The sequence below is a fragment of the Allobosea sp. BE125 genome (genome assembly GCF_031456075.1).
GTDB lineage: Bacteria > Pseudomonadota > Alphaproteobacteria > Rhizobiales > Beijerinckiaceae > Allobosea.
This window is the reverse complement of record NZ_JAVDTY010000015.1, coordinates 16,198-40,967: the sequence shown is the minus strand read 5'-3', so window position 1 is coordinate 40,967 and position 24,770 is coordinate 16,198. Positions and strand designations below refer to the sequence as shown.

Genomic DNA, 24,770 nt, shown 5'->3' with positions numbered 1-24,770 from the left:
TGGAGGCGGCTTTCGCCAGCCGGCGATCCGCCACCGCCTGGAGCGTTTTCGACAAAGCGCAGGGGCAATTGAACGATCCAATTGGATCGGACATTGCTTGGACAGACAAAACCCCGCGGCCGAGAGGCTGCGGGGTTTTTCGTGGCCACAAGAGCATTGCGCGAAAAAGTGGGCACCGGTTTTTCGCGTGAGCAATGCTCTCAACTTTTAGAATCGATCACGAGGCCGGCTGTCAGCGCTTCGGTGCGGGGCGCTTGCGCGCGGGAGCCGCATCGCTGCTCGACGATCCCAGCAACGATCCCAGCGCATAGACCGCCAGCCCGATCCCCAGCATCGCCGCGATCGGCTCCTTCTGGGCCCGCTGCGCGATCATCCGGCCGCCATAGCCGGCATAGTCGCGTGCATCGCCGCCATAGGCGTTCAGCCATTGCTGGCTGCTCTTCAGCGCGCCCTCGCCCGACTTGGCGGCATCCTTGCCGTAGTCACCAAGCAGGCCACGCAGCCTGTCGAAATCGGGCTGGTAGCGCTCCCAGCGTGATGCGGGCGGTGAGCGCAGGCTCGCCCAGGCGATCAATCCGATGCCCAGCGCACCCAGCCCGAACGCGACGACGGGGTTGCGCTCGACCACGCGTATCATCGCCTGGCCGCCTTCGCGGGCGGTCTCGACCGGATCGATATCCGTCAAGGCGTCCTTGGCGCGGGAGTAGCCGCTCCTGACCGTCTCCGTCGCCTTGTCGGCGACATCGGCGGCCTTGGCGCGCAGGCCGTTGGTCGCGTTGTCGATCTCGTCGCCGGCTTCGTCCCAGCTTTTCGGCACATCGGGCGGAAACTTGTTCATGGTCGCCATCGCGATCCTCCTTCAAGACACAGATCCAAGCCCAATGAACGAGGCAGCGATGCGAGAGTTCCGCCCGGCGGCGAGAACGCAACGCGCCGACGCCCGGTTTTCGCCCTTCGCCAGCCCCTTTCACCTGGGCGCGGGCCGGCGCGCAAAGGCTTGCCGGCAAAGGCTTGTTTCGGACGGCACTCGGTCATGACAGCGCCAAGATTGGATGGGATTCAGCATCATCCATCCCAATCGAGCCATCATCCCAATCGAGAAGGAGACGCTCATGCAAACACAGCACCTCCAGATCGCCCGCCCTGGCGTGATGTCGGACCCGGAATGGATCGCCCTCGAGAGCATCGACGAGCAGACCACCCATTTCATCTTCGACGATGACATGCTGGTCGTGCTGAAGGATCGCGGCCTCGTCGAGCCGCTCGGCGGGCGCTGGCTGGTCACCGAGCACGGCCAGAAGGCGCTGAACGAGCGCAGCCTCTGAGGCTATTCTCCTCTGGCCTGCCCAGTCTTCTCTGGTCCGCGCAGTCTTCGCGGCCTATCCTTCATCCCAACGCGACTGCGCGCGGGACCGCCGGAACTCCGGCGACCCCCGTGTCACCATGTCCGTCGGTGCTCCTTCGACTGCGAATCCCATGGCCAAGCCCGTCAGCATCACGATTTCCCATGAGCTTGGCCGCGAGGCCGCGCTGGCGCGCATCCGTGGCGGCGTCGACCGCATCCGCGACAAGCTCGGCATGGTGAAGATGCAGCTCGTCGAGGAGGAGTGGCGCGACAACACGCTGGATTTCGGCGTGGCCGCGCTGGGCTATACGGTGCGAGGCAGCCTCACCGTCGAGGAGAGGCTGGTACGCGTCGAGATGATGCTGCCCTGGATGCTGGCGACCTTCGCCGAGACGCTGAAGCTTGGCGTCGAGAAGCAGGGTCGCGTCCTGCTGGACAAGCCGAAGCCCTGAGGCCTCCGACCACCCGGCCACCTGGCGGAAACGCCACATCACCTCGTCGAAAGCGCTCTGAAAGGACCGCCTCAAGGTTGAAATTGCGCGACCCAGACGCCATGCTTCGAGTGCTCTCTCGAGCCGCCTTTCGCCTTCCCTGATCCTGCCCGCCTTCTGGAGACCTGATGCATCCTGGCCCGCTGATCGCCATTCTCGTCGCGGGCCTGTGCCTCGCCTTCGTCTTCGGAGCGCTTGCTCAGAAGCTGCGCTTCTCTCCCCTGGTCGGCTATCTCCTCGCCGGCGTCGCGGTCGGGCCCTTCACGCCCGGTTTCGTCGCCGATCAAGGCCTTGCCAACGAACTGGCCGAGATCGGCGTCATCCTGCTGATGTTCGGCGTCGGCCTGCATTTTTCGCTGAAGGATTTGCTCTCGGTCAAAACCATCGCGGTCCCCGGCGCGCTCGTCCAGATCGCGGTGGCGACCTTGCTCGGCCTGGGCCTGGGGCTTTGGCTCGGCTGGGGTTGGGTCGCGGGTCTCGTCTTCGGGCTCGCGCTCTCGGTCGCCAGCACCGTCGTGCTGCTGCGCGCACTCCAGGAGCGCCGGCTGGTCCAGACCGAGAAGGGCAAGATCGCGGTCGGCTGGCTGATCGTCGAGGACCTCGCCATGGTGCTGGCGCTCGTCCTGATTCCGACCATCGCCGACGCCCTGAACGGCGCCAGGCCCGGCACGCCGGTTCCGCTCGCCGGGCAGTTCGACCTCGGCCTCTGGGGCGTGCTGGGGCTGACGCTCGCCAAGGTCGTGGCCTTCGTCGCCTTCATGCTCATCGTCGGGCGGCGCGTCATCCCCTGGGTGCTGCATTGGGTCGCCCATACCGGTTCGCGCGAGCTGTTCCGGCTCGCCGTGCTGGCGCTGGCGCTCGGCGTCGCCTTCATGGCGGCGAGCCTGTTCGGCGTCTCCTTTGCGCTCGGCGCCTTCTTCGCCGGCATGATCTTGAACGAATCGCCATTGAGCCAGCGCGCCGCCGAGGAATCGCTGCCGCTGCGCGACGCCTTCGCGGTGCTGTTCTTCGTCTCCGTCGGCATGCTGTTCGACCCCGGCATCCTGCTGCGCGCGCCGCTGCCCTTGCTGGCGACGCTCGCCATCATCCTGTTCGGCAAATCGCTCGCCGCCTGGCTGATCGTGCGCGCTTTCGGCCGCTCGAATGCCGTCGCCCTGACCATTTCGGCGTCGCTGGCGCAGATCGGCGAGTTCTCCTTCATTCTGGCGGGCCTGGGCGTTTCGCTGGCGATCCTGCCCGAACAGGGCCGCGACCTGATCCTGGCGGGCGCGATCCTCTCGATCCTGCTCAACCCGGTGCTGTTTGCGATCATCGAGCGCTTCGCCACGGAGGCGAGCCCCGCAAAGCCCAAGCCGAGCGCCGCCAAGCCGGAGCCTGAGCCGGAACCCGAACGCGACATCGTCCCGACCAGCTTGAGCGACCACATGGTCGTCGTCGGCTATGGCCGGGTCGGCGCGCTCCTGGGAGCGGGCCTGGTGACGCATGGCGAGACCTTGCTCGTCATTGAGGAACAGCCCGAAGCCATCGCCGCAGCCAAGGCGCAAGGCGCCGAGGTGCTTGTCGGCAACGCCGCCGATCCAGGCGTGCTGGCCGCCGCCGGCCTGGCGCGGGCGCGCCGGCTCTTCGTCGCCATTCCCGAGAGCTTCGAGGCCGGCCAGGTCTGCGAACAGGCGCGACGCGACAATCCCGAACTGCCGATCGTCGCCCGCGCTCATTCCGACGCGGCAGTCGAACATCTGACCAGATGCGGCGCGAGCCTGACGATCATGGGCGAGGCGGAAATCGCCCGCGCCATGCTGGCGCTATGCGAGAAGCCCGCCGTGAATGGCGAGCCCTCTGCGGACAAGCCGCCGGTTTAGGGCCCTAATCACCAGAACCATACCGTCAGCCCCGGCCAGCGGGAAAGGTCAGCGGCGAAATCTCGAGATGGTCTCGCTTGGCCCAGTCGAGACCCTGGACGTTGGGCTCGGCCCGGCGCTGGGCCTCCTCCAGCTCGGCGGCGGCGCTGGCATAGTCCATGGTCAGCACCTTGCCGTTCTCGACCACCGTGACGCCGTCGACGATCACGGTCGTCACCGCCCGCTCGCCCGCCGCATAGATCAGGCTGCGGATAGGATCGCGCAGCGGGCGCATCATCGGATGGGTGACGTCGACCAGCACGATGTCGGCTTTCGCGCCCTTGGCGAGCCGGCCGATATCGTCGCGGCCGAGCGCCTTGGCGCTTCCCAGCGTCGCTGCGTTGAAAGCGTCGGAGGTGCGCACGTCATAGACGTCCTCGGCCATCATGCGCGAGCCGATGCAGACCGCGCGCAATTCCTCCAGCATGTGGTGGGGATAGGTGTCGGTGCCGATACCGACATTGATGCCGGCAGCGACATATTGCCCGAAACTCTGCATCGCGATGCCGCGGCGCTGGAACACGATCGGGCAATGCGCGACATTGGTGCCGGTTTCGACCAGCGCACCCATATCGTCCGTCGCCGGCCATTTCACCGAGGAGTGATGGTCGAGGAAGATGCCATGGCCGATGATCGAGAACGGCCCGAGCACGTCGAGCTCTTCCAGCCACTCCACCGGCGTCATGCCATGCCGGCGCGTGATCTCATGGAATTCGACCACGCTCTGGGCGGCATGGATCTGGAAGGGGATTTTTCGTGTCTCCGCCTCCTCATAGCTCGCCTGGATCAGTTCGGGCGTGCAGGTGTCGATCTGCGAGGGCGAGACCATGCCCGAGAGCCTGCCCGTTGCGTCGGCCGCAACCTGGTCCAGCAGCTTCATGGCCTGCGCCATCGCCTTCTCGCCGGCCTTGGCGTCCCACTCATATTGCGCCAGATGGCCGTTATCGGTGTACCAGCGCGCCGAGCGGTACATCGGCGCAAACACGGCGCGAAGACCCGAGGCCTTGAAGGTCTCGAACCAGCCGTCCCAGGCGGCAGACATGTCGACCAGCGTGGTGACGCCCGACATCAGCAGTTCGGAATAAGTCACCTGCGCGCATGGCTTGACGCCTGCAGCGTCGCAGCGGAACAGCGGCATGAACTCGTAGAGCGCCGTGCCATACATTTTCGCGCTGCCGAGCTCGTCGTTCCAGCCCTTGCACATCGCCTCCGAGGAGGGGTGCGAGTGGATGTTGACGAGACCGGGCATGACCATCTTGCCGCGCCCGTCGATCGTCGCATCGGCCTTGCCCTTATAGCTTCCGCCGACCTGCAGGATGCGGTCGCCCTCATAGGCGACATCGCCATCGCGCAGATAGACATGGCCCTTGGCCTTGGCGTCATAGGCGACGATCCAGCTGGCGTTGCGGATAAGGGTGATCGTCATGGGCTGGGCTCCGGCTAGGTGTCGCGGCCTTGCATGGGCAGGCGCGGGGATCCCTCTCCCGGAGGGAAGAGGGCAGGATGAGGGGTCGGCCAGAAATCGCTGGCCTACTCCGGCACGCGGTTGGATTTCCACTCGACTGGTCGAGGGGCCGACCCCTCACCCCTGCCCCTCTCACTGAACCCGGGTATACCCGGGTTCAGCACTCAGAGTGTCGAAGTCGGGTAAACCCGACTTCGACGTGAGAGAGGGGTTCCCCGCGCTTCATTCGTCGATGGCTTACCTGACGAACTTCAGGTCCAGCCCCTTATACAGCCCGCAACCATAGATGTTGTGGGCCTTGAAGGGGCCGAGCCTTGCCGAGGCCGCGATCTTCATCGGCTCGTGATAGAGCGGCAGCCAGACCGCCGCCTCATGCACCTTCGTCAGAACCTCGCCATAGGCAGCCGCACGGTCGGCTTCGTTCAGCGCGGTGATGCCCTTGGTCAGCAATTCGTCCGTCGCCGGGTCCTTCCAGTTCATCCGGTTGGGCGTCGGCGCGTTGGTCGAGGGGAAATACAGGTTCAGCGCATCGCCGGCCGAGATGTAGGGGAAGCTCATCCCGAACATGTCGAACTCCTGCGTCGCCATCTTGCCCCAGGCGATGGTGGCATCGAAGAGCTGGACCCTGAGATCGACGCCGATCTTGCGCAGATCGCCCTGGATCGCTTCCATCAGCTTCTGCCAGGTCGAGCCGGTGAAGCCATAGACGACCGGCGAGAGCTTCTTGCCGTCCTTCATGCGGAAGCCGTCGGGCCCCTTCACCCAGCCCGCCGCGTCGAGGATCTTGTTGGCCTCGGCGACATTGGTCTTGATCAGCTTCGGCGTCAGCGCCTTGTTCCAGTCCAGCGCCTCGGTCGAGATATAGCTATAGGCCGGCTCGACCTCCCCGAAATAGAGGTTCTCGGCGATCGCCTTCTGATCGACCGCCATCACCATCGCCTTGCGCACGGCGGGATCGCTGACGCCCTCCTTGTCGATCTTGAAGCCGACGAAGTAGGTCCAGAACGCCTCCTTCGACTCGACGATCCTGAGATTCTTGTTGGCGCGCATCTGGGCCATGCCGGAATAGGGCACATATTGCGTCACCTGGGTCTGGCCGGTCATCACCGCGGCCAGACGGGTGTTGTCCTCCGGCACGATGCGCCAGACGATCTCCTCGATCTGCGCCGGCCCGGTGTTCTGATAGATCGGCGGGCCCCATTTATAGGCGGCGTGGCGTTTCAGCCGGAACTCGTTGCGCGGCTTCCAGTCGCCCCAGCAATAGGGGCCGGTGCCGTTGAAGCCCTTGACCCCGAAATCGGCGCCGAGCGTCTCGACATTGGCCTTGTCGACGACGACAGCGAAGCTCTGGGTGAGCTGGTAGAGCAATTCCGAGAACGGCGCCTTGAGCTTGTATTCGACCGTGTAATCATCGGTCGCGACGATGTCCTCGATCTTGCCGGCGCGCCAGGCCACGGGCGAGCGCGTCGCCGGGTCGATCCAGCGCTTGATCGAATAGACCACATCCTGCGCCGTCATCTTCTTGCCGTCGCAGAAGGAGACGTCGTTGCGCAGCTTGAAGGTGTAGGTCTTGCCGTCAGGCGCCATCGTCCAGGAGGTGGCAAGGCCGGGCTTGATCGTCGCCATGTCGTGGTCGAGCGAGACCAGCGTATCGGCCATCATGAAGAGGACTTCGGAGGCCGAGCGCGCCGTCGAGCGATGCGGATCATAGCGGTCGCTGTCGACCTCGCGCACGATGGTGAGGCTGGCATTGGAGCCTTGCGCGAGCGCCGGGCCGGCAAAGGCAGCAAGGCCGAGGCAGGCCCCCATGACGATGGATTTCAGCTTTCTCACGATCTTTGTCCCCTTTGTTATGAATTTAAGTGTCGGTGGCGCGCCTCACATGTTCCGCATGCGCGGATCGAGCAGATCACGCAGCGCATCGCCAAGCAGGTTCACGCAGAGCACGATCGCGATGATCGTGAGGCTCGGCAGCAGCGAGATATGCGGCGCAAAGAACAAGGCGTCGCGCCCGAGCGAGGCCATCATGCCGAGCTCCGCCTCGGGCGGGCGCACGCCCAGCCCCAGGAACGACAGCGCCGCCCCGATCAGGATGATCTGGCCGAAGCGCAGCGTCATGAAGACGAAGACCGGCGAGATGCAGTTCAGCGCCAGATAGCGCCAGATCAGCGTCCGGTCCGGCAGGCCCAAAGCACGACCGGCCTCCATGTAATCCTGCCCCATCACCACGATCGCGGCGCTGCGGGTGATGCGCGCGACATCCGGCACGGTGGCGATCGAGAGCGCGATCACGATGGCCGTCAGCCCGGGACCGACGACGGCCGCGAGCGCCAACCCCAGCAGGATGGCAGGAAAGGACAAAAGGATGTCGGCCGAGCGCATCACAAAAGGATCGAGCCGCCTGTAGAAGGCGCCGAGCAAGCCCAGCATCGCGCCGAGCCCGCCGCCGAGGATGATCGAGGCCAGCCCCATCACCAGCGTCAATCGCGTCCCGTAGAGCAGGCGCGAGAGCATGTCGCGCCCCTGCCCGTCGGTGCCGAGCCAGTATTGCGGCAGCGAGCCTTCGCTCCAGCGCGGCGGAATGAAGGGGCGGCGCGTCGTCTCATAGGGGTCGAAGGGCGCAAGCCAGGGCGCAAACAAAGCCGCGAGCACGATCGCCAGGAGGATGATCGCTGCCAATAAGGCGAGCTTGTCGCCAAGGATCCGCCGCCAGATCGGCGAGAGCCAGCTCCGTTGCGCCGTCACCGGCGCGGCCTGGGTCGTCAGGTCAGCCATGGGTCTCGACCCTCGGATCGAGCACGGCATAGAGCATGTCGACGATCAGATTGATCACCAGGAAGGCCAGCGCCAGCACCAGGATCGCGCCTTGCGCCAGGGGGAAATCGCTCGCCAGGATCGCCCCGACCGCGAGCCGCCCGACGCCGGGCCAGGAATAGATCGTCTCGGTGACGACCGCGCCGCCGAGCAGATAGCCGGCCTGAAGGCCGATCAGCGTCACCACCGGGATCAAGGCGTTGCGCAGCACATGCTGGAGGATGACGGTGCGCTCGGCCAATCCCTTGGCGCGGGCTGTGCGGACATGGTCGGCGTTCAGCACTTCGAGCGCGGCGGTGCGCGTCATCCGCGCGATCGGCCCGATGAAGACCAGCCCGAGCGTCAGTGCCGGCAGCACGATCGAGGCGAGCCCCTCCAGGCTCCAGAGCGGCCCGCCGCGCCCGATGAAGGGCAAAAGCTCCCAGTGGTAACCGATATACTGCATCAGGATCAGGCCGATGAAGAACACCGGCGTCGAGACGCCGGCGACCGAGATCGCGATCACCAGCCGGTCGAGCAGGCGCCCGCGATAGACCGCAGCGATCGTCCCAAGCGCGATGCCCAGCGGCACCGCCCAGACCAGGCAGGCGAGCATCAGCTCGGCGGTCGGGCCGATCGCCTCGGCCAGCTCCGTGGTGACGCGGGTGTTCGAGATCAGCGAGACGCCGAGATCGCCCTGCAGCACGCGCGCCATATAGATCGCAAACTGAATGATGATCGGCCGATCGAGCCCCATATCCTGCCTGATCTGCGCGACCAGTTCGGGGCTCGCCATCGGCCCGGCGATGATCGCGGCGGGGTCCGCGGGAACAAGTTGCAGCAGCAGGAAACCGAAGAGCAGCACGCCGAACAGCACCGGCACCGAAAGGGCGAGGCGCGAGGCGACGTGGTTCAGCATGGGCGGTCCGCACCCGTCATTGCGAGCGCAGCGAAGCAATCCAGGGGGACGTCGAGCGAGCCCCTCTGGATTGCTTCGTCGGCTGCGCCTCCTCGCGATGACGAAACCATCACGCCTCCGCCTCGTACACCAGCTTGCCCTCGATGATCGTCAGGTCGCAGCGGGTCTCGTGCAAGAGCTGTTCCGGCGTCGCCTTGGAGAGGTCGCGCGAGAATACGGCGACATCGGCAGCCATGCCCGGCAGCAGCCGGCCGCGATGGGTCTCGGCGCGGTTCACATAGGCGCCGAAATCGGTATAGGCGGCGATCACCTCGTCGATCGTCAGGGCCTGGTCGCCGCCTATCACCGTCCCGCGCGAGCTCTTGCGGGTCAGCATGGTGTAAATGTTGGGCCAGATATTCGCGTCGCAGACCGGCGCGTCGGAGGAGGCCGCGGGCTTCAACCCCGCCGCGATCCAGTCGCGCATCGGATAGCTCTCGCTGGCGCGCTTCTCGTCGAGCACCGAGAGATAGAGATCGCCGAAATCATAGATGAAGACCGGCTGGGGCACCGGCTCGATGCCGAGCCGGGCCATGCGCGCGATCTGCTCGGGCGAGTTGAAGCCGCAATGCTCGATGCGATGGCGGCGGTCGGGATCGGGATGGTCGTCGAGGCCCGCCTCCATCGCATTCAGCGTCTGCTCGATCGCGGCGTCTCCGATGGCATGGACGGCGAGCTGATAGCCCTTGGCATGGTAGTCGCGCGTCAGCGCATCCATCTCGGGGTCGGTCAGGCAGAAGATCCCGCTGGTCTCGGGCTCGCCGAGATAAGGCTCGCTCATCGCCGCGGTGCGCCCGCCGGCCGAACCGTCGGTGAAGATCTTGACCGGGCCGACGCTGAGCCAGTCGTCGCCCGCTCCGGTGACGAGACCGTCGGCAAAGCATTGCTCGACGATGCCGTTATGCCCGCCGAGCAGGCACATATTGGTACGCACCGGCAGGCGGCCCGTGCGCTGAGCCGTGCGATAGGCCGCGACCTCGCGGTAATAGGAACGGATGCCGACGGCCGCATCCATCACGCTGGTGATGCCGAAGGAGTTGCAATAGCGCCCGGCGCGCTCGATCGCCTCGACCAGCTCCTCATCGGTCGGGTCCGGGATCACGGCCTTGATCGGGTCGCGGCCGTTCTCGGCCATCAGGCCGGTGAGCGAGCCGTTGACCTGCTCGATCGCACCGCCCGGCGGCACCGGCGTCGCCTCGGTGATGCCGGCGATCTTCAGGGCCATCGAATTGGCGACCGAGAGATGGCCGCAGGCTCGCACGATATAGACCGGGTTGCTCGGCGCGGCCTTGTCGAGTTCGGTGCGATGCGGATGGCGCTTCACGTCGAGTTCGAACTGGTCGTAGCCGCGCGCCAGGATCCATTCGCCCGGCTTCACCTCGGCGGCGCGCTTCGCGATCATCTCCAGCAGGCCGTCGAGCGTGCGCACGAAGCGCGGCCGGATGTCGAGCTCCAGCATGGTCAGCCCAAGCGGCAGCAGATGCAGATGCGCCTCATAGAGGCCCGGCGTCGCCGTCCGGCCGGCGAGGTCGATCACCTTGGTGGCGGGACCGATCAATGGCGCCATCTCGGCTGGCGTGCCGGTCGCGAGCACCTTGCCCGCCCAGAGCGCCACCGCCGTAGCATATCCTTCTCTCAAACCGAGATAGACAGGTCCATTCTGCAGGACCATGTCGGCTTTCGGAAACGCGACCATCGATTTCGTTCCTCCCGGTACGAAATCATGGCCGCTTCACGACAGCCCGGCAATCCGCGCGGCGCGCGAATTTTCGGCGCGCCTGCGCAAGATTCTGCCGCCTGTCGATCCTGTGCCTTGGAGGAACGCGCGGGAATTCGCTAGAGCCGGATGATTTCAGCTGGGCTCACGAAGTGATCCCAGCTGAAATCTGAATCCGTCTCTCATCTAAAAGTGAGAGCAGGATCGATTGCGAAAAACCGGTGCCCACTTTTCCGCATCCTGCTCTACGGCGAGTTGGCTGGCGTGGCCGTCGAGAACCGGAGCGCAGCGGACATGTGTCCGTGAGCACCGGAAGTGCAGGCGGCCGCGTCAGTAGAATTCACGCCAGTTCGAACTTGATCTCCTGCGCGCCTTCCCAGAGCGTCTTGCGGCCGAGCGTGTAGAGGTTTTCCAGCCCCGAGGTCAGCGTGATGAAGTGGTTGCCGGCGAGCTGGCCCATCTTGCTGGCGAAGTGCACGCCGCCATAGGCGAGCAGGATCTCGGTCTCGCTGATGCCGCCGGGATAGAGGATGATCTGGCCAGGCGCCGGATAGCTGGTGTGGTTCTCGTAACCGACGCCGAAATCGAGTTCGCCGAGCGGCATCCAGACGCCCTCGCCGCTCCAGCGCACATGCACGATCTTGCTCTCGAACGGCATGTGCCGGAGGAAGGCGGCGCAGGTCTTGGGCGCGGCTTCGAGTTCGAGCTTGCCCTCGAAGGTGAAGGGGCCGGCGGTGACGATCAGCTTGGTCATGGAAATCTCTGTCTCTCGAAACGGCTTCGCAGGGTGATTGCCCGTTTGGCCAGGCTTTCGCAAGACCCGGGTGCTCGCCATGACGGCCGGCAGGATTAAGAGATCGCCTCCTTGAGGTCGAGCGTGCCGGCCTTGCCGATCGCCTCGTAATTGCGCTTGAGCCAGCGCTTGGCCGCCGCCCGCCCCATGTCGCGCAGGCGCAGCAGGAAGTCCCAATCCGCATTCATCCGCGACGACGAGGTCAGCTGCGCCAAGGGCGGCCCGCCATCGATCCGGTGCATCAGCACGCGCTTGTACTCGTCGGTCGGCAGTTTGCCGCTGTCGACGAGCTTGTTGACGAACTCGATCGCGCGCAATTCGCGCAGGAGCGAGGCGTTGAAGGTGATCTCGTTCAGCCGGTCCTGGATCGCGCGGGCATTGGTGGGCAGTTCCTTGCGCTGCAGCGGGTTGATCTGCACCAGCATGATGTCGTCGCAATGGGCCTCGTAGAACAGCGGGAACAGCGCCGGATTGCCCATATAGCCACCGTCCCAATAGGCCTCGCCTGCGATCTCTACGGCCTGGAACAGCATCGGCAGGCAGGCCGAGGCCATCAGATGGTCGGGGCTCAATTCATCACCGTTGAAGACCTTGATCTTGCCGGTGCGGACATTGGTCGCGGCGATGAAGAGCTTGACGTCCTGGCTGGCGCGCACCTTCTCGAAATCGATCAGGTCGGCGATGACGCCACGCAGCGGGTTGATGTTGAGCGGGTTGACGTCGTAGGGGCTCGCGACCTTCGAGAACATCTCGAACCAGATCAGGCCCGGCGGCGTGCCGCTGTTGCCCCAGGCACCGAGCATGGTGTCGATCAGCGAGCGCTCCGAGCCGCCATATTTGCCGTCGACGCTGATCGCCCGCCAGAAGCTTTCGAGCTTGGCGCGCGCGCCTTCCGCGCCGCCTTCGAGCCAGCCCTCGCTCAGCACGACGGCATTCATAGCGCCGGCGCTGGTGCCCGACAGCGCCTCGATCGCCAGCCGCCCATCCTCCAGGATCGCGTCGAGCACGCCCCAGGTGAAGGCGCCATGCGCGCCTCCGCCCTGGAGCGCCAGCGAGACGGTCTTCTCGGCCTTGGGGCCGGCGAGCCCCTTGACCCGCGCCGAACTGCGCCTGCGCCGACCGGTCACGCCGCGGTCCAGCCGCCATCCATCGGCAAGATCGTGCCGGTGATCGACTTTGCCGCATCCGTGCACAGGAAGACCGCGAGCGCCGCGACCTGCTCGACCGTGACGAACTCCTTGGTCGGTTGGGCCGTCAGCAGCACGTCGTTGATGACCTGCTCCTTGGTCATGTTGCGCGCCTTCATCGTGTCGGGGATCTGCTTCTCGACCAGCGGCGTCCAGACATAGCCGGGCGCGATCGCGTTCACGGTGATGCCGTTGGTTGCGACTTCCAGTGCCACCGTCTTGGTCAGGCCGGCGATGCCGTGCTTGGCCGAGACATAGGCCGATTTGAAGGGCGAGGCGACGAAGGCGTGCGCCGAGGCCGTGTTGATGATCCGGCCCCAGCCCTTCGCCTTCATCTTCGGCAGCGCTGCGCGCGTGGTATGGAAGGCCGAGGTCAGGTTGATCGCGATGATCATGTCCCAGGTCGCGATCGGGAATTCCTCGATCGGGGCGACATGCTGGATGCCGGCATTGTTGACGAGGATGTCGACCGCCCCAAAAGCGGCTTCGGCCTGGGCGATCATGCCGGCGATCTGGTCGGGCTTGGTCATGTCGGCGGGCGAGAACAACGCCTTGACGCCGAACTCGCTTTCGAGCCCGGAACGGAGCTTTTCGGCATCGTCAGCGGGCAGGATGCCGTTGATGACGAGATTCGCGCCTTCCTTGGCGAGCGCATGGGCATAGGCGAGGCCGATGCCGGAGGTCGAGCCGGTAATCACGGCGCAGCGGTCTTTGAGGAACATGAACGTCAAGGCTCCTGACATTGAGGATAGAAATGCTTAGGTTCGGTGCCGAGCGGGCGATATGTCAGTGACCGGAAAAGGGTCGCGGCGCGGCGCCTGATGACCTATTGCAACGCAACATGACCAAAATGCAGCCACACGCACACGATCATGACGGCGCTGACGATGCAATCTGCCGGCATGCGCATGACCATCGCAATCACGCGGCCCAGGCCCTGGCCCGGGCCGAGCATCTCTGCCGCGAGCGCGGTCTCAGGCTGACGCCGATCCGCCGCAAGGCGCTGGAGGCGCTGCATGCCGACCACCGCCCCGTCGGGGCCTATGACCTGGCCGATCGCATCTCGCCGGCCGGCGGGCGTCGTCTCGCGCCGATCTCGATCTATCGCGCGCTCGATTTTCTGGTCGAGCAGGGCTTCGTCCACCGACTCTCCTCGCGCAACGCCTATATCGCCTGCCTGCACGGCCATGGCGCCGACGAGGTCGTCGCCTTCCTGATCTGCGAAGCCTGCGGCGGCGTCGACGAGGATTCGTCGCCCGCCATGAAGAAGGCCGTGGCGGCGATCGCGCAGACGCGACAGTTTTCCCCCTCGCATCAGGTGGTCGAGATCGTCGGCCGCTGCGAGCATTGCCGGAGCGTTCAAGCATGAACGAGCGCGTGTCGCCTCCCTGCCTTCCCGATCAGGCCGGACCGCAGCCGCGCCGGCTGACCGTGTCGGTCCAGGTCGGCTCCGTCACCGTCGGCGGCGGGGCGCCGATCGTCGTGCAATCGATGACCAACACCGACACCGCCGATATCGCGGGCACGATCGCGCAGGTCGCGGCGCTCGCCCGGCAGGGTTCGGAACTCGTCCGCATCACGGTCGACCGCGACGAGGCCGCCGCCGCCGTCCCGCATATTCGTGAGCGGCTCGACCGCATCGGCATCGACGTGCCGCTCGTCGGCGATTTCCACTATATCGGCCACAAGCTGCTGAGCGACCATCCCGCCTGCGCCGAGGCGCTGGCGAAGTACCGCATCAACCCCGGCAATGTCGGCTTCAAGGACAAGAAGGACCGGCAGTTCGGCCAGATCGTCGAGCTCGCGATCAAACATGGCAAGGCCGTGCGCATCGGCGCGAACTGGGGCTCGCTCGACCAGGAATTGCTGACCGTCCTGATGGACGAGAACGCCGTCTCGGCCACCCCGCTCGATGCCCGCGCCGTGATGCGCGAAGCGATGGTGCAGTCCGCCCTCCTCTCTGCGCAACGCGCCGAGGAGATCGGATTGGGTCGCGACCGTATCATCCTTTCGGCCAAGGTCTCGGGCGTGCAGGACCTGATCGCGGTCTACCGCATGCTGGCCAACCGGGCCGACTACGCCATCCATCTCGGCCTCACCGAAGCCGGCATGGGCTCGAAGGGCCTCGTCGCCTCCTCGGCCGCGCTCGGCATCCTGCTGCAGGAGGGCATCGGCGACACGATCCGCTTCTCGCTGACGCCTGAGCCCGGCGGCGACCGCACGCTCGAGGTCAAGGCCGCGCAGGAACTGCTCCAGACCATGGGCTTCCGCGCCTTCGTGCCGCTGGTGGCGGCCTGCCCCGGCTGCGGCCGCACCACCTCGACTGTGTTTCAGGAGCTGGCGCGGGATATCCAGAGCTGGATCTCAAGCTCCATGCCGGAATGGAAGACGCGCTATCCCGGTGTCGAGACGCTGAACGTCGCGGTGATGGGTTGCATCGTCAACGGCCCCGGCGAGTCCAAGCATGCCGATATCGGCATCTCGCTGCCGGGCACGGGCGAGGCGCCGGTCGCTCCGGTTTTCGTCGACGGCCGCAAGGTCACGACCCTGCGCGGCCCGTCCATCGCCGCCGAATTCAAGACGATGGTCGATGGCTATATCGCGCGGCGTTATGGTGGGCTGGGCGATGCGGCGCAGTAAGATCGAACCGGCACGCCTTTGCGCGCCGGCCTGCCTGTGTTAGACGCCCCGGCCTTTCGCTGCACCGCAGCGCGCGCGGAGATCCCTGATGGGGCATGATCAGCCGAATCCCCCGACCACGCGGCCGGAGGATTCCCGTTTCGGCCTCGATGATGGTCATGGCAGCGCAAGCAAGCAGGCGCACTCGACCAGCAGCTACACCACGCTCGCGCTTGGCGCGCTCGGCGTCGTCTATGGCGATATCGGTACGAGCCCGCTCTACGCGCTGCGCGAGACCGTCCTGGCGGCAACCGCCGCCCATGGCGCCGTGACCGGCGTCGCGCTCGCCACCCCGGTGCCGCGCGACATCGTCATCGGCGTGCTCTCGCTGATCCTGTGGTCGCTGGTCGTCGTCGTCTCGCTGAAATACGTGCTGCTCCTGATGCGGGCGGACAACAACGGCGAGGGCGGTATCCTGACCCTGGTCGCCCTGGCGCAGCGCGGCCTCGGCCGGGCGCGCGGCGGCGTCGTCCTGTTCCTCGGCATGGCCGGTGCGGCCTTGTTCTATGGCGACGCAGTCATCACGCCGGCGATCTCGGTGCTCTCGGCCGTGGAGGGCATCAAGCTGGTGACATCGGCGCTGGACGACTACGTGCTCACCATCGCCTCGGTGATCCTGGTCGCGCTGTTCATCGTCCAGAGCGGCGGCACCGAGAAGGTCGCGACCTTCTTCGGGCCGGTCATGCTGGTCTGGTTCCTGGCGCTGGGCGGGCTCGGCATCTACCACATCGCCGACGATCTCAGCATCCTCTCCTCGATCAACCCCTATTACGGCCTGCGCTTCTTCATCGACCACCCGGCCGTCTCTCTCGCAGTGCTCGGCTCGGTCTGCCTGGCCGTGACGGGCGCGGAGGCGCTCTACGCCGATATGGGCCATTTCGGCCGCGGCCCGATCCGCAGCGCCTGGACCTATGTGGTCTTCCCCTCGCTCTGGCTGAACTATCTCGGCCAGGGCGCGCTGATCCTCTCGGACCCGAGCGCGATCGACAATCCGTTCTACCGGCTGGCGCCGGAAGGCTTCATCCTGCCGCTCGTCATCCTGGCGACCATCGCCACGATCATCGCGAGCCAGGCGGTGATCACCGGAGCCTTCTCCCTGACGCGCCAGGCGATCCAGCTCGGGCTGTTGCCCCGGCTCGAGATCAGGCACACCTCCGAGCACACCTCCGGGCAGATCTACATCCCGCGCATCAACTGGATGCTGCTTGTCGTCGTGCTGATCCTGGTCTTCGCTTTCCGGACCTCGTCCAACCTCTCGCACGCCTATGGCATCGCCGTGTTCGGCACCATGGTGGTGAGCTCCCTGCTCGCCTTCATCGTGATCCGCCGCGGCTGGGGCTGGAGCCTGCCGGCGACGGTGGCGCTGATCCTGCCGTTCCTGGTCATCGACGTCGCCTTCTTCTCCGCCAACATGCTGAAGCTGTTCAGCGGCGGCTACATGCCGGTGCTGCTGGCGATCTTCCTGGTCGTGCTGATGTGGACCTGGGTGCGCGGCACCAAGATCCTGTTCGACAAGACGCGCAAGACCGACGTGCCGCTGCTCGAACTTGTCGGCATGCTGTCGAAAAGCCCGCCCGTCCGCGTCAAGGGCATGGCGGTGTTCCTGACCAGCGATCCCGAGACGGCGCCCGCCTCGCTGCTGCACAATCTCAAGCACAACAAGGTGCTGCATGAGCGCAATGTGATCCTGACCGTGCGCTCGGCCGACACGCCGCGCGTCGCCGAGGAGGAGCGCGTCAGGCTCTCGCGGATCACCGACGATTTCTGGCGGGTCGAGATGGTCTACGGCTATATGGAGAGCCCCAATATCCCCAAGGGGCTCGCCGTGCTGCGCAAGCAGGGCTTCAAGTTCGACATCATGTCGACCTCGTTCTTCCTGTCGCGCCGCTCGATCAAGGCCTCGCCGCAATCGGGCATGCCGATCTGGCAGGACAAGCTCTTCATCAGCCTGACCAAGAGCGCGACCGACGCCACGAGCTTCTTCCAGATCCCGACCGGCCGCGTCGTCGAGGTCGGCACGCAGGTCTCGGTCTGAGGACTGCGCATCTCCCCCTCTCAGCCCTCATCCTGAGGAGCGGCCATCGGGCCGCGTCTCCATGAGGGCTGAGGGGTAGAGGGTCGGAAAGCAGGCAGGCTTCAATCCAGCCGCGCCGAGCCCTCGGGCACATGCCTGACCCGCTCGCGATAGAGCAGGTACAGCCCCGAGGCGATGACGATGCTCGCGCCGATGAAGGTCCAGCGGTCCGGCCACTGGCCGAAGGCGAACCAGCCGAGCGCGATCATCCAGACGATCTGCGAATAGATGAAGGGCGCAAGCACCGTCGCCGGCGCAAGCCGATGCGCGAGGATCAGGAGCCAATGGCCGAAGCCGCCGAGCACCCCGGTCGCGAACATCAGCAACCAGACCAGCGGGCTTTGCGGCACCGTCCAGAAGAACGGGATCAAGGGTAGCATGGCAAGCGTGCCGGCGACGCCCGAATAGACCATCGTCGTCTCCGGCGGGTCGAAGGCGGCAAGCTTGCGCGTCGCCAGCGAATAGAACGAATAGCAGACGCAGCCGAGCACGCTGAGCAGGGCGGCAGGATGCATCCCGCCGAAGCCCGGCCGGGTGATCACCAGCACGCCGAGAAAACCGACGCCGATGGCGATAAGCCGGCGCGGGCCCGGCCATTCCCCCAGGAGCGGACCGGAGACCAGCGCCACCAGGAGCGGCCCCGCGAACATGATCGAGACGGTTTCGGCGAGCTGGAGATATTTGACCGCGATGAAGTTCAGCATCGTCGAGCCCAGCAGCAGCAGCGAGCGGACCGCCTGGAGCCAGGGTCGTTGCGTCCGCAGGATGCCGGGACGGCTCCACGGATTGAGCAGCAGGCAGACCAGCGCCATGCTGCCGACATAGCGGGCGAACACCACCTGCACCGGATCCATCGAGGCCGACAGCCATTTCGCGCTGGCATCGAGCATGGCGAAGCACAGCACGGCCCCACACATCAGCGCGATCGCGGCCAGCCGCGTGCGGCTGGTTTCCGGAGTGTGGGGATGGGCGGCCAAGAAAGGTTCCGTCATGCGCTGGCAGAATGCCAGGGGCAGATTTAACCGTTTTACAACCTCAGGCCAGTCGATGGCTGCATGCAATCCATGCGCGTATCAGCCGTCGCTGTCGGCCTCGTCGCCATCGACATCGCCATCCTCGATCTCGACGCCGGCTTTCGACAATCCTTTGGCGGCTTTGCGGAGAAGCTTGCGCAGCTGCTTGCGCTCCTTCGCGTCCAAACGTTCGAGCAACTCGTCCTCGACCTGGTTCCAGACCGCATCCAGCGTCCCGGCGGTCTTCTGGCCGAGTTCAGTCAGCGCGACCTGGACGAGGCGTCCGTCGCGGCTGCCGCCTTCGCGCGTGACGAGGCCCTGCAATGAAAGCCGTCCGATCGTCTTGGAAACCGTCGGCGGCTTGACCCGGAGCAGGGTCGCAAGCTCCCCCATCGTCATCGGCGCGGGCATCAGCGCCTTCAGCGCCTGCTCCTGGCCCGGGAACAGGCCAAGTGCGTTGAGCCGCTCGCCCATCCGCGCGCGATGCAGCCGCGCGGTCACGAGCAGGGCACGGCCGACGCTCTTCTCCAGCGACTTGGTCATGAGCCGGTCCTTGCTAATGGTTTCGGCGATCGTTCGCCGGCTCTCAGATCGCCTGCGATCGTGACACGCTGATGACGTCGGTGAGACAGATGCTTCACAGCCGGAGGATATTAGCACGAACCCGGTCTAAAAATGCCTTACGGCTCTCCGGCGTCGCGCGGTTCATGTCGTAATGCGCAAGGTAGCGCGGCCGCGCCCCGGGGTGGCAGACCGCGCGCAGCACCCGGTTGACCGCCTTGCGCGGCGGATCCCCCATCAACAGCGCGCGCCAGCGCGTGCCGCCATAGGTCGTCACCGCAGCGAGCTTGCGGATGTTCCAGAGATTGGGCCTGACCTTGCCGTCGACCAGCTTGAACGAGACGCCGGGCAGGAAGACCCTGTCGAAGAACCCCTTCAGGATCGCCGGGTAGCCGAAATTCCACACCGGAAAGCACAGCACCAGCGCCTCGGCTCTCTGCAACCGCTCGACATAGCCGGCAACGGGACGCGTGTTGCTGGCGAGGTCGTGATAGCCCACGCGCTCGGCCCGGCTCAGCACGGCGTCAAAACCCTCGGCATGGAGATCGCAGTCGTCGACCTCGTGCCCAGCACGCTTCAGGCTCGTCACCACGGCCTCGTGCAGCGCCGCGCCATAGCTCTCGGGATCGGGATGGGCATAGAGCACGAGCACCCGCATCGTCAGCCCACCCCGGCTTCGGACAGGCTGCGGAACAGAAAAGTCTTGCCTGATGCGTAATCGTAGGCCGGGTCCTCCCAGGCGATCATCTTGCCGGGGTTGAGCAGCCCTTGCGGATCGGCCTGGCGCTTAAAGGCGAGCTGGGCTTCATCGGTCTGCTTCATGCCGCCCTCCTCCAGCGTGTAGCGATGCGGGTTGAAGATCGGCGCGCCCATCGCCTCATGGATCGCCATGATCTCCTCCAGCCGCTCCTCCGTGGTGAAGCGCACCAAGGGCAGCCCGAAGCAGGTGATCTTGCCGTCGAAGCGGACGAATTCAAGATGGCAGAGCACTTCATCGCCGAAGCGCGCATGGATCGCCTCGACCAGTTCGACCTGGTTCGGGAACGGGTAGAGCACCTGGAGATAGGTGATGGCGGGATCAACGCGCAGCGCCCTGAGCGTGGTGTGGTTCCAGCCGAGCTCATAGGCGGGCGGCAGGCCCTTGGCCTCCTCCGGGGAGAGCCTGTCCGAACGCATCAGCAGTTCGGCGCCCTTGAAACGCTTGGCATAGGCGAGCAGCGAGTCGACCGCGAAATCGGCCGCCATGACGATGACGAGATGGCTGTCGCGCGGCAGGAATTTCCTGTGCCGCAGGAAATAATCATGGGGAGCCGGCGCAGCGACGACGGCAAGGTTCTTCAGCGCCAGCCCGTCCTGCTCGCCCAGCCCATTGGCGAATTCCGTCGCGGCCCGCAAACTGCCGAAGCCGAGGATGACATCGACCCAGTCGTAAGCCGGCGCCAATGGCATCTCGACTTCAGTGATGATGCCGTTGGTGCCATAGGCATGGGCGACCTTGTGCAGATCCTCGCCGCTCAGCTCCAGAATGCGCGGCGAGGCCTCCATCGTCGCGACCTTGAGCGCGATGATGTTGCCCCAGTCGCGCAATCCACCCCATTTGATCGAGCCGACGCCGCCCGAACCGCCGGCGATGAAGCCGCCGATCGAGGCTGTCTGGTAGGTCGAAGGGTGGAGCCTGAGTTCCTGGCGCGAATGCTTGCGGGTCTCGTCATCGATCCGCGCCATGATCGCACCGGGCTCGGCGACATAGCGGCCAGGCGCGATCGCCCTGACCTTGTTGAAGCCGGAGAGATCGAGCAGCACGCCGCCCAAGAGCGGCATGGCCTGGCCGTAATTGCCCGTGCCGGTGCCGCGCGGCGTCACCGGAATGCCCAGCACATGCGCGGCTGCGAGCACCTCCAGCACCTGCGCCTCGCTTGTCGGGGACACGACGATGTCGGCGGTGACATGGTCGAGCTGGCGCTTCAGCACCGGCGAATACCAGAAGAAGTCGCGGCTCCTCTGCTTCACCAGCGCCGGGTTGTCCTCGCTGCGGATGCCGCCGAGGCGAGCTTTCAAGGCGGCGATGTCGTAGCGGGCGGTCATGGTGCCCTCGTCCCGATGGCCTGCGCCGAAAACAACACCCGCGCCGTCATCCCGGACGCAGCGAAGCGGAGCTCCGGAATCCATCGTAGGGAACTGCGCTCTACGATGGATCCCGGGACAGGCCCGGGATGACGGCGCGGGAGAGACAAACGGCACGGCATCACGAATGCGCGCTCCCCATCAGACGATCGAGCTCGCGATGGTCCGGCAGCGTCGTGTCGATCGCCTTGCCATTCACCAGCACGGTCCGGTCGGTCTGGGGGCGGGCAAAGAACTCGGTCCAGTCGCGGGCGCGGGTCAGGATCAGGTCGGCCGCTCCGCCGGGCGAGAGCACGCCGGCGCCGGTCGCGCCCATGATCGCGGCCGGCGTCCGCGCCACCGCATTCGCCCAATCGGTTCCGGAGTGATCGAACTGGAGGATGCGCGTGCCTTCGCGCAGCACCTCGATCAGGTCGAGGTCGCCATAGGCATAGAACGGATCGCGGGTGTTGTCGGAGGCGATCATCACCGGCACGCCCGCCGCCTTCAGTTCATGCAGCGCCGTGACCCCGCGCCAGCGCGGCGTGCGGCCGGGCGCACGGTCCTGCAGATACATGTTGCACATCGGCAGCGAGACCACGCTGATCCCCGCCTCCCTGACCTTGGCGATGATGCGCGCCTCGTCATCGGGCTGCTGCACGGCGAGCGAACAGCAATGCCCGCACAGGATCTTAGTCGCGAAGCCATGGCGGATCGCGGCATCCGCGATGTTCTCCAGCGAACGCGCCTCAGGGTCATTGGTCTCGTCGACATGGAAATCGAGGTCGAAGCCGTTCTCGATCGCGGTGCGGAAGACGATGTCGAGCGCCGCATCGAGCTCCGGGATCATATAGCTGACGCAGCCGAAGACGCCGTCGCCATGCGTCTTCACCGCCGCCGTCACCGCCCGCATATGCTCGGGCTCGAGCGCGAGCTGGATGCCAAACAGCGGCGATGCCTGCAGCGCGATGCGGCCGGCCCATTCCGCCCTGAGCTCGGCGAAGATCGGCCAGGAAATGCCGATCTGCTTGCCGAGCGAATCGAGATGCGTCCGCATCGCCGCCGTGCCATGGGCAAAGGCGCAGCGCAGGCCGAACTCCATCCGGGCCCGCACGTCGTCCGCGGACCAGTTCGCCTCGCGGTCGATCAGGACATTGCTCAGCGCGCCCATGAAGCTGCCGTCGGGATTGCGTCGGCGCGGCCAGATATGGCCCTTGTCGAGATGGACATGGCAGTCGACGAGGCGGGGCAGCACGATGCCGCCGTCGAGATCGAAACCGGCGCCTGCCTCCAGCGATTCGGTTCCCGCCGGCAGGATCGAGACGATACGGCCCTGCTCGATGCCGATATCGACCTTCGCCAACCCGTCGCGATCGGCGGCGAGCGAAGCGCCGTCGAGGAGGCAGAGCGGCGCGCGGGCATTGCTCAGGCGAAAGGAGGCTGTGCCGGGCAGGGAAGCAAAACCGCTGGTCACGTCGTCGTCTCTCCCGCTCGGCCTTGCATCGCTGCGCAGCGATCGATACCGGCCTGCAATGACGCGTGCAACCAAGACGGCGTCGCATCCGGGCTTGTCGCCGCCGGGCCGATCGCGCATGAGGACGGCTCGCGGACGAGACGAGGAGTGTCAGGCCATGCCGGATCAGGCGCGCATCATCGATGGCAAGGCGGCGGCCGCCGCGCTACGGGGCGAGATCGGCCGCGAGGTCGCGGCGATCAAGGCGGAACGTGGCCTCACGCCCGGCCTGCATGTCGTGCTCGTCGGCGAGGATCCGGCAAGCCGTGTCTATGTCGCCTCGAAGGAAAAGCTCGCCGCCGAGATCGGCATGAACTCGGTCGCGCATCGCCTGCCGACGGAGACCAGCCAGGCCGAGCTCCTGGCCAAGATCGCCAGCCTCAACGCCGACGATGCGGTCGACGGCATCCTGGTGCAATTGCCCCTGCCCAAGCATATCGACACCGGCCGGGTCATCGATGCGATCGACCCCGCCAAGGATGTCGACGGCCTGCATCCGATCAATGCCGGCAAGCTCGCCGGCGGCAAGAACGGCCTCGTGCCCTGCACGCCGCTCGGCTGCATGCTGCTGCTGCGGCAGACGCTGCCGACGCTGTCGGGGCTGGAGGCCGTCGTGATCGGCCGCTCCGAGCTTGTCGGCCGCCCCGTGGCGCAATTGCTGCTGCAGGCCGATTGCACGGTGACGATCGCCCATTCGCGCACGCGCGACCTCGCCGCCGTTGTGCGCCGCGCCGATATCGTCGTGGCCGCGGTCGGCCGGCCGCATTTCGTCAGGGGCGGCTGGATCAAGCCCGGCGCGACCGTGATCGATGTCGGCATCAACCGCACGCCCGATGGCAAGCTGGTCGGCGATGTCGCTTTCACCGAAGCGGCCAGCGTCGCCGGCGCGATTACCCCGGTGCCGGGCGGCGTCGGTCCGATGACGATCGCCTGCCTGCTGCGCAACACGCTGACGGCGTTCAGGGCAAGGCGGGGCTGAGCAGAGACGGCTGTCGCGCTTAATCGGATCGCTTCAATTAGAGCTTCCGACCTGACGCGATTTTTATCGGATGATGGCATGGTTCGCGATGTAACGTTGCGAGACAGCCTATGCGCATTCAAACAAGCTTGCCGGGTTTAACTTATGCCGGCCTTGCCGCCGCGGTCTTTGCCTGGATCTGCACCAGTACCGGCATCTACAGCATCTCGCCGCAGACACTGAACTCGGATCGCATGGTCCTGCTGGCTCTCAGCTCAGCTATTGCGTTCAGCACCATCTTCGCAATCGCTCACGTGGCATTCCGTTCTAGCGGTCTCTCGAACCGCCTAGCCTATGCCGCAGCAGGCGCGATCGGGATGACCGTGGCCCTGCTCATAATTATGGATCCTGCCTCGCGTTCCGTGATGTTTCAGTCGGGCGAAGTGTTCCGCTCCCTGATCCTGCCTGCAGTGTCGGGGTGGCTGGTCGGCACATTCTATCACTGGCATGCGGGGTTCGACACGTCGGGCGATGATCTCGAAGCGCTCGAGGCCGCGGTCGAAGAGCACTCACAGACGATGGCGGCAGGCGGCGATGCCGCAGTTGGACTTGCCGCTCACATCCGGACGCCCACCGCCGAGTATTTCGACGGCCCGATGCAGGTCTGCAGTTCGTTCAACGCCGCCGTTGCTGCGGCCGTCACAGCCATCATGGTGTCCCACATCTCGATGTGGTTCTTTCTGATCCTCACGCAGTTGCGCGCCTTCGGCTTCCCAGCGGGGTCGCGGGCGCCTTCCGGCAAAGCCCTGCCGTCGGGCATCGCGATTCCAGATTATTCGCAATACACGGAGGCCTTGACCGCCGTTCTCGGATCGACCCTGACGATGACCCTCCTGCTCGTGATCCCCGTCACGCTGATCGTCTATGCGACCCATCTGGGACTGAAGGCCTTCGGCAAGCTGTCATATAAGGACTACGGCCTTGCGGGACTGGCCGTCCCGCTGGCTATCAGCTTGCCGCTCTTCTTCGCGCTTGTCGTCGGCTTGCAGCTGGCGATTCCGTTCGCCCTTGCGATGATGGCCTATCGCAGGATGGCTGGCCTCGAACCCCTGTCGCTGCCCGACGACATCCAGGTGAAGGACAGGCGGACCCTGATCGCCAGCAATCACGCACGGCGACGCTTTGCGCGCGTAATCGCCAAAAGCTGAGCAGTACGGGCGGC

General features: G+C 65.7%; 22 protein-coding genes. 8 read left to right on the top strand and 14 right to left on the bottom strand.

The annotated features are described in order from the left end of the window. Positions 1-232 precede the first annotated feature (232 nt). Positions 233-847, bottom strand: a complete 615-nt coding sequence (locus J2Y55_RS26555) for a hypothetical protein (RefSeq protein ID WP_310159426.1) — start codon at positions 845-847, stop codon at positions 233-235. A gap of 265 nt (positions 848-1,112) precedes the next feature. Here J2Y55_RS26555 and J2Y55_RS26550 point away from each other — a divergent pair, with 265 nt between their 5' ends. The 3 genes from J2Y55_RS26550 to ybaL all read left to right on the top strand — a co-directional run bounded on the left by J2Y55_RS26550 (position 1,113) and on the right by ybaL (position 3,695). Further along, entirely contained in the window at positions 1,113-1,325 is a 213-nt protein-coding gene (locus J2Y55_RS26550; RefSeq protein ID WP_310159423.1) for a hypothetical protein, read from the top strand. A 151-nt stretch (positions 1,326-1,476) separates the two neighbouring features. After that, the gene (locus J2Y55_RS26545; protein ID WP_310159420.1) at positions 1,477-1,797 is read left to right on the top strand and encodes a polyhydroxyalkanoic acid system family protein; all 321 of its coding nucleotides are present in this window, start codon (positions 1,477-1,479) and stop codon (positions 1,795-1,797) included. Positions 1,798-1,961: 164 nt separating this feature from the next. Next, complete coding sequence (ybaL, locus tag J2Y55_RS26540; protein ID WP_310159643.1) at positions 1,962-3,695, top strand: YbaL family putative K(+) efflux transporter; 1,734 nt, start codon at positions 1,962-1,964, stop codon at positions 3,693-3,695. Between the two features lie 25 nt (positions 3,696-3,720). On the opposite strand, the gene J2Y55_RS26535 is transcribed toward ybaL, so the two are convergent. The 8 genes from J2Y55_RS26535 to J2Y55_RS26500 form a co-directional block, all read right to left on the bottom strand. Continuing rightward, complete coding sequence (locus tag J2Y55_RS26535) at positions 3,721-5,160, bottom strand: amidohydrolase family protein (protein WP_310159418.1); 1,440 nt, start codon at positions 5,158-5,160, stop codon at positions 3,721-3,723. 276 nt (positions 5,161-5,436) lie between these two features. Continuing rightward, a complete protein-coding gene (locus tag J2Y55_RS26530) occupies positions 5,437-7,032 on the bottom strand; it encodes an ABC transporter substrate-binding protein (protein ID WP_310159416.1) in 1,596 nt (531 codons plus the stop codon). A 45-nt stretch (positions 7,033-7,077) separates the two neighbouring features. After that, the gene (locus tag J2Y55_RS26525; protein ID WP_310159414.1) at positions 7,078-7,974 is read right to left on the bottom strand and encodes an ABC transporter permease; all 897 of its coding nucleotides are present in this window, start codon (positions 7,972-7,974) and stop codon (positions 7,078-7,080) included. Next, positions 7,967-8,911 carry an ABC transporter permease gene (locus J2Y55_RS26520; RefSeq protein ID WP_310159412.1) on the bottom strand — a complete coding sequence of 315 codons (945 nt, stop codon included), beginning with the start codon at positions 8,909-8,911 and terminating at the stop codon, positions 7,967-7,969. Before J2Y55_RS26520 ends, J2Y55_RS26525 begins: the two co-directional genes overlap by 8 nt. A gap of 109 nt (positions 8,912-9,020) precedes the next feature. Continuing rightward, positions 9,021-10,646, bottom strand: a complete 1,626-nt coding sequence (locus tag J2Y55_RS26515; RefSeq protein ID WP_310159410.1) for an amidohydrolase — start codon at positions 10,644-10,646, stop codon at positions 9,021-9,023. A gap of 361 nt (positions 10,647-11,007) precedes the next feature. Next, positions 11,008-11,421: a DUF3830 family protein gene (locus J2Y55_RS26510; RefSeq protein WP_310159407.1), complete on the bottom strand. Its 414-nt coding sequence runs from the start codon at positions 11,419-11,421 to the stop codon at positions 11,008-11,010. A 95-nt stretch (positions 11,422-11,516) separates the two neighbouring features. Then, on the bottom strand, positions 11,517-12,587 hold the full coding sequence (locus J2Y55_RS26505; RefSeq protein ID WP_310159405.1) for a patatin-like phospholipase family protein: 1,071 nt from the start codon (positions 12,585-12,587) through the stop codon (positions 11,517-11,519). Then, on the bottom strand, positions 12,584-13,369 hold the full coding sequence (locus J2Y55_RS26500; protein ID WP_069688826.1) for a 3-hydroxybutyrate dehydrogenase: 786 nt from the start codon (positions 13,367-13,369) through the stop codon (positions 12,584-12,586). Before J2Y55_RS26500 ends, J2Y55_RS26505 begins: the two co-directional genes overlap by 4 nt. A gap of 128 nt (positions 13,370-13,497) precedes the next feature. Between J2Y55_RS26500 and J2Y55_RS26495 the strand changes: the two genes are divergently transcribed. From J2Y55_RS26495 to J2Y55_RS26485, 3 genes are all read left to right on the top strand, one after another. After that, positions 13,498-14,016, top strand: coding sequence for a Fur family transcriptional regulator (locus tag J2Y55_RS26495; protein ID WP_310159401.1), 519 nt, complete (start codon positions 13,498-13,500; stop codon positions 14,014-14,016). After that, entirely contained in the window at positions 14,013-15,287 is a 1,275-nt protein-coding gene (gene ispG / locus J2Y55_RS26490) for a flavodoxin-dependent (E)-4-hydroxy-3-methylbut-2-enyl-diphosphate synthase (RefSeq protein WP_310159399.1), read from the top strand. The genes J2Y55_RS26495 and ispG overlap by 4 nt, the downstream gene beginning before the upstream one ends. 88 nt (positions 15,288-15,375) lie before the next feature. Further along, positions 15,376-17,361 carry a potassium transporter Kup gene (locus J2Y55_RS26485; RefSeq protein ID WP_310159397.1) on the top strand — a complete coding sequence of 662 codons (1,986 nt, stop codon included), beginning with the start codon at positions 15,376-15,378 and terminating at the stop codon, positions 17,359-17,361. Between the two features lie 101 nt (positions 17,362-17,462). Here J2Y55_RS26485 and J2Y55_RS26480 read toward each other — a convergent pair whose 3' ends face one another. From J2Y55_RS26480 to J2Y55_RS26460, 5 genes are all read right to left on the bottom strand, one after another. Continuing rightward, entirely contained in the window at positions 17,463-18,377 is a 915-nt protein-coding gene (locus J2Y55_RS26480) for a DMT family transporter (RefSeq protein ID WP_310159395.1), read from the bottom strand. Between the two features lie 96 nt (positions 18,378-18,473). Then, entirely contained in the window at positions 18,474-18,956 is a 483-nt protein-coding gene (locus J2Y55_RS26475) for a MarR family winged helix-turn-helix transcriptional regulator (protein WP_310159392.1), read from the bottom strand. A 94-nt stretch (positions 18,957-19,050) separates the two neighbouring features. Then, complete coding sequence (locus J2Y55_RS26470; protein ID WP_310159389.1) at positions 19,051-19,632, bottom strand: NAD(P)H-dependent oxidoreductase; 582 nt, start codon at positions 19,630-19,632, stop codon at positions 19,051-19,053. A 2-nt stretch (positions 19,633-19,634) separates the two neighbouring features. Beyond that, on the bottom strand, positions 19,635-21,059 hold the full coding sequence (locus J2Y55_RS26465) for an FAD-binding oxidoreductase (protein ID WP_310159387.1): 1,425 nt from the start codon (positions 21,057-21,059) through the stop codon (positions 19,635-19,637). 160 nt (positions 21,060-21,219) lie between these two features. Continuing rightward, positions 21,220-22,551 (bottom strand): cytosine deaminase, encoded by a 1,332-nt coding sequence (locus J2Y55_RS26460; RefSeq protein WP_310159385.1) that lies wholly within the window; start codon positions 22,549-22,551, stop codon positions 21,220-21,222. Between the two features lie 157 nt (positions 22,552-22,708). Here J2Y55_RS26460 and folD point away from each other — a divergent pair, with 157 nt between their 5' ends. Then, entirely contained in the window at positions 22,709-23,569 is an 861-nt protein-coding gene (gene folD, locus J2Y55_RS26455) for a bifunctional methylenetetrahydrofolate dehydrogenase/methenyltetrahydrofolate cyclohydrolase FolD (RefSeq protein WP_310159384.1), read from the top strand. 110 nt (positions 23,570-23,679) lie between these two features. After that, the gene (locus J2Y55_RS26450; protein WP_310159383.1) at positions 23,680-24,756 is read left to right on the top strand and encodes a hypothetical protein; all 1,077 of its coding nucleotides are present in this window, start codon (positions 23,680-23,682) and stop codon (positions 24,754-24,756) included. Positions 24,757-24,770: the final 14 nt, after the last annotated feature.

Coding starts and splice junctions, on each gene's coding strand:
- J2Y55_RS26555 (WP_310159426.1), bottom strand. CDS start 847: ATGGCGACCATGAACAAGTTTCCGCCCGATGTGCCGAAAAGCTGGGAC.
- J2Y55_RS26550 (WP_310159423.1), top strand. CDS start 1,113: ATGCAAACACAGCACCTCCAGATCGCCCGCCCTGGCGTGATGTCGGAC.
- J2Y55_RS26545 (WP_310159420.1), top strand. CDS start 1,477: ATGGCCAAGCCCGTCAGCATCACGATTTCCCATGAGCTTGGCCGCGAG.
- J2Y55_RS26535 (WP_310159418.1), bottom strand. CDS start 5,160: ATGACGATCACCCTTATCCGCAACGCCAGCTGGATCGTCGCCTATGAC.
- J2Y55_RS26525 (WP_310159414.1), bottom strand. CDS start 7,974: ATGGCTGACCTGACGACCCAGGCCGCGCCGGTGACGGCGCAACGGAGC.
- J2Y55_RS26520 (WP_310159412.1), bottom strand. CDS start 8,911: ATGCTGAACCACGTCGCCTCGCGCCTCGCCCTTTCGGTGCCGGTGCTG.
- J2Y55_RS26515 (WP_310159410.1), bottom strand. CDS start 10,646: ATGGTCGCGTTTCCGAAAGCCGACATGGTCCTGCAGAATGGACCTGTC.
- J2Y55_RS26510 (WP_310159407.1), bottom strand. CDS start 11,421: ATGACCAAGCTGATCGTCACCGCCGGCCCCTTCACCTTCGAGGGCAAG.
- J2Y55_RS26500 (WP_069688826.1), bottom strand. CDS start 13,369: ATGTTCCTCAAAGACCGCTGCGCCGTGATTACCGGCTCGACCTCCGGC.
- J2Y55_RS26495 (WP_310159401.1), top strand. CDS start 13,498: ATGCAGCCACACGCACACGATCATGACGGCGCTGACGATGCAATCTGC.
- ispG (WP_310159399.1), top strand. CDS start 14,013: ATGAACGAGCGCGTGTCGCCTCCCTGCCTTCCCGATCAGGCCGGACCG.
- J2Y55_RS26485 (WP_310159397.1), top strand. CDS start 15,376: ATGGGGCATGATCAGCCGAATCCCCCGACCACGCGGCCGGAGGATTCC.
- J2Y55_RS26475 (WP_310159392.1), bottom strand. CDS start 18,956: ATGACCAAGTCGCTGGAGAAGAGCGTCGGCCGTGCCCTGCTCGTGACC.
- J2Y55_RS26470 (WP_310159389.1), bottom strand. CDS start 19,632: ATGCGGGTGCTCGTGCTCTATGCCCATCCCGATCCCGAGAGCTATGGC.
- J2Y55_RS26465 (WP_310159387.1), bottom strand. CDS start 21,059: ATGACCGCCCGCTACGACATCGCCGCCTTGAAAGCTCGCCTCGGCGGC.
- folD (WP_310159384.1), top strand. CDS start 22,709: ATGCCGGATCAGGCGCGCATCATCGATGGCAAGGCGGCGGCCGCCGCG.
- J2Y55_RS26450 (WP_310159383.1), top strand. CDS start 23,680: ATGCGCATTCAAACAAGCTTGCCGGGTTTAACTTATGCCGGCCTTGCC.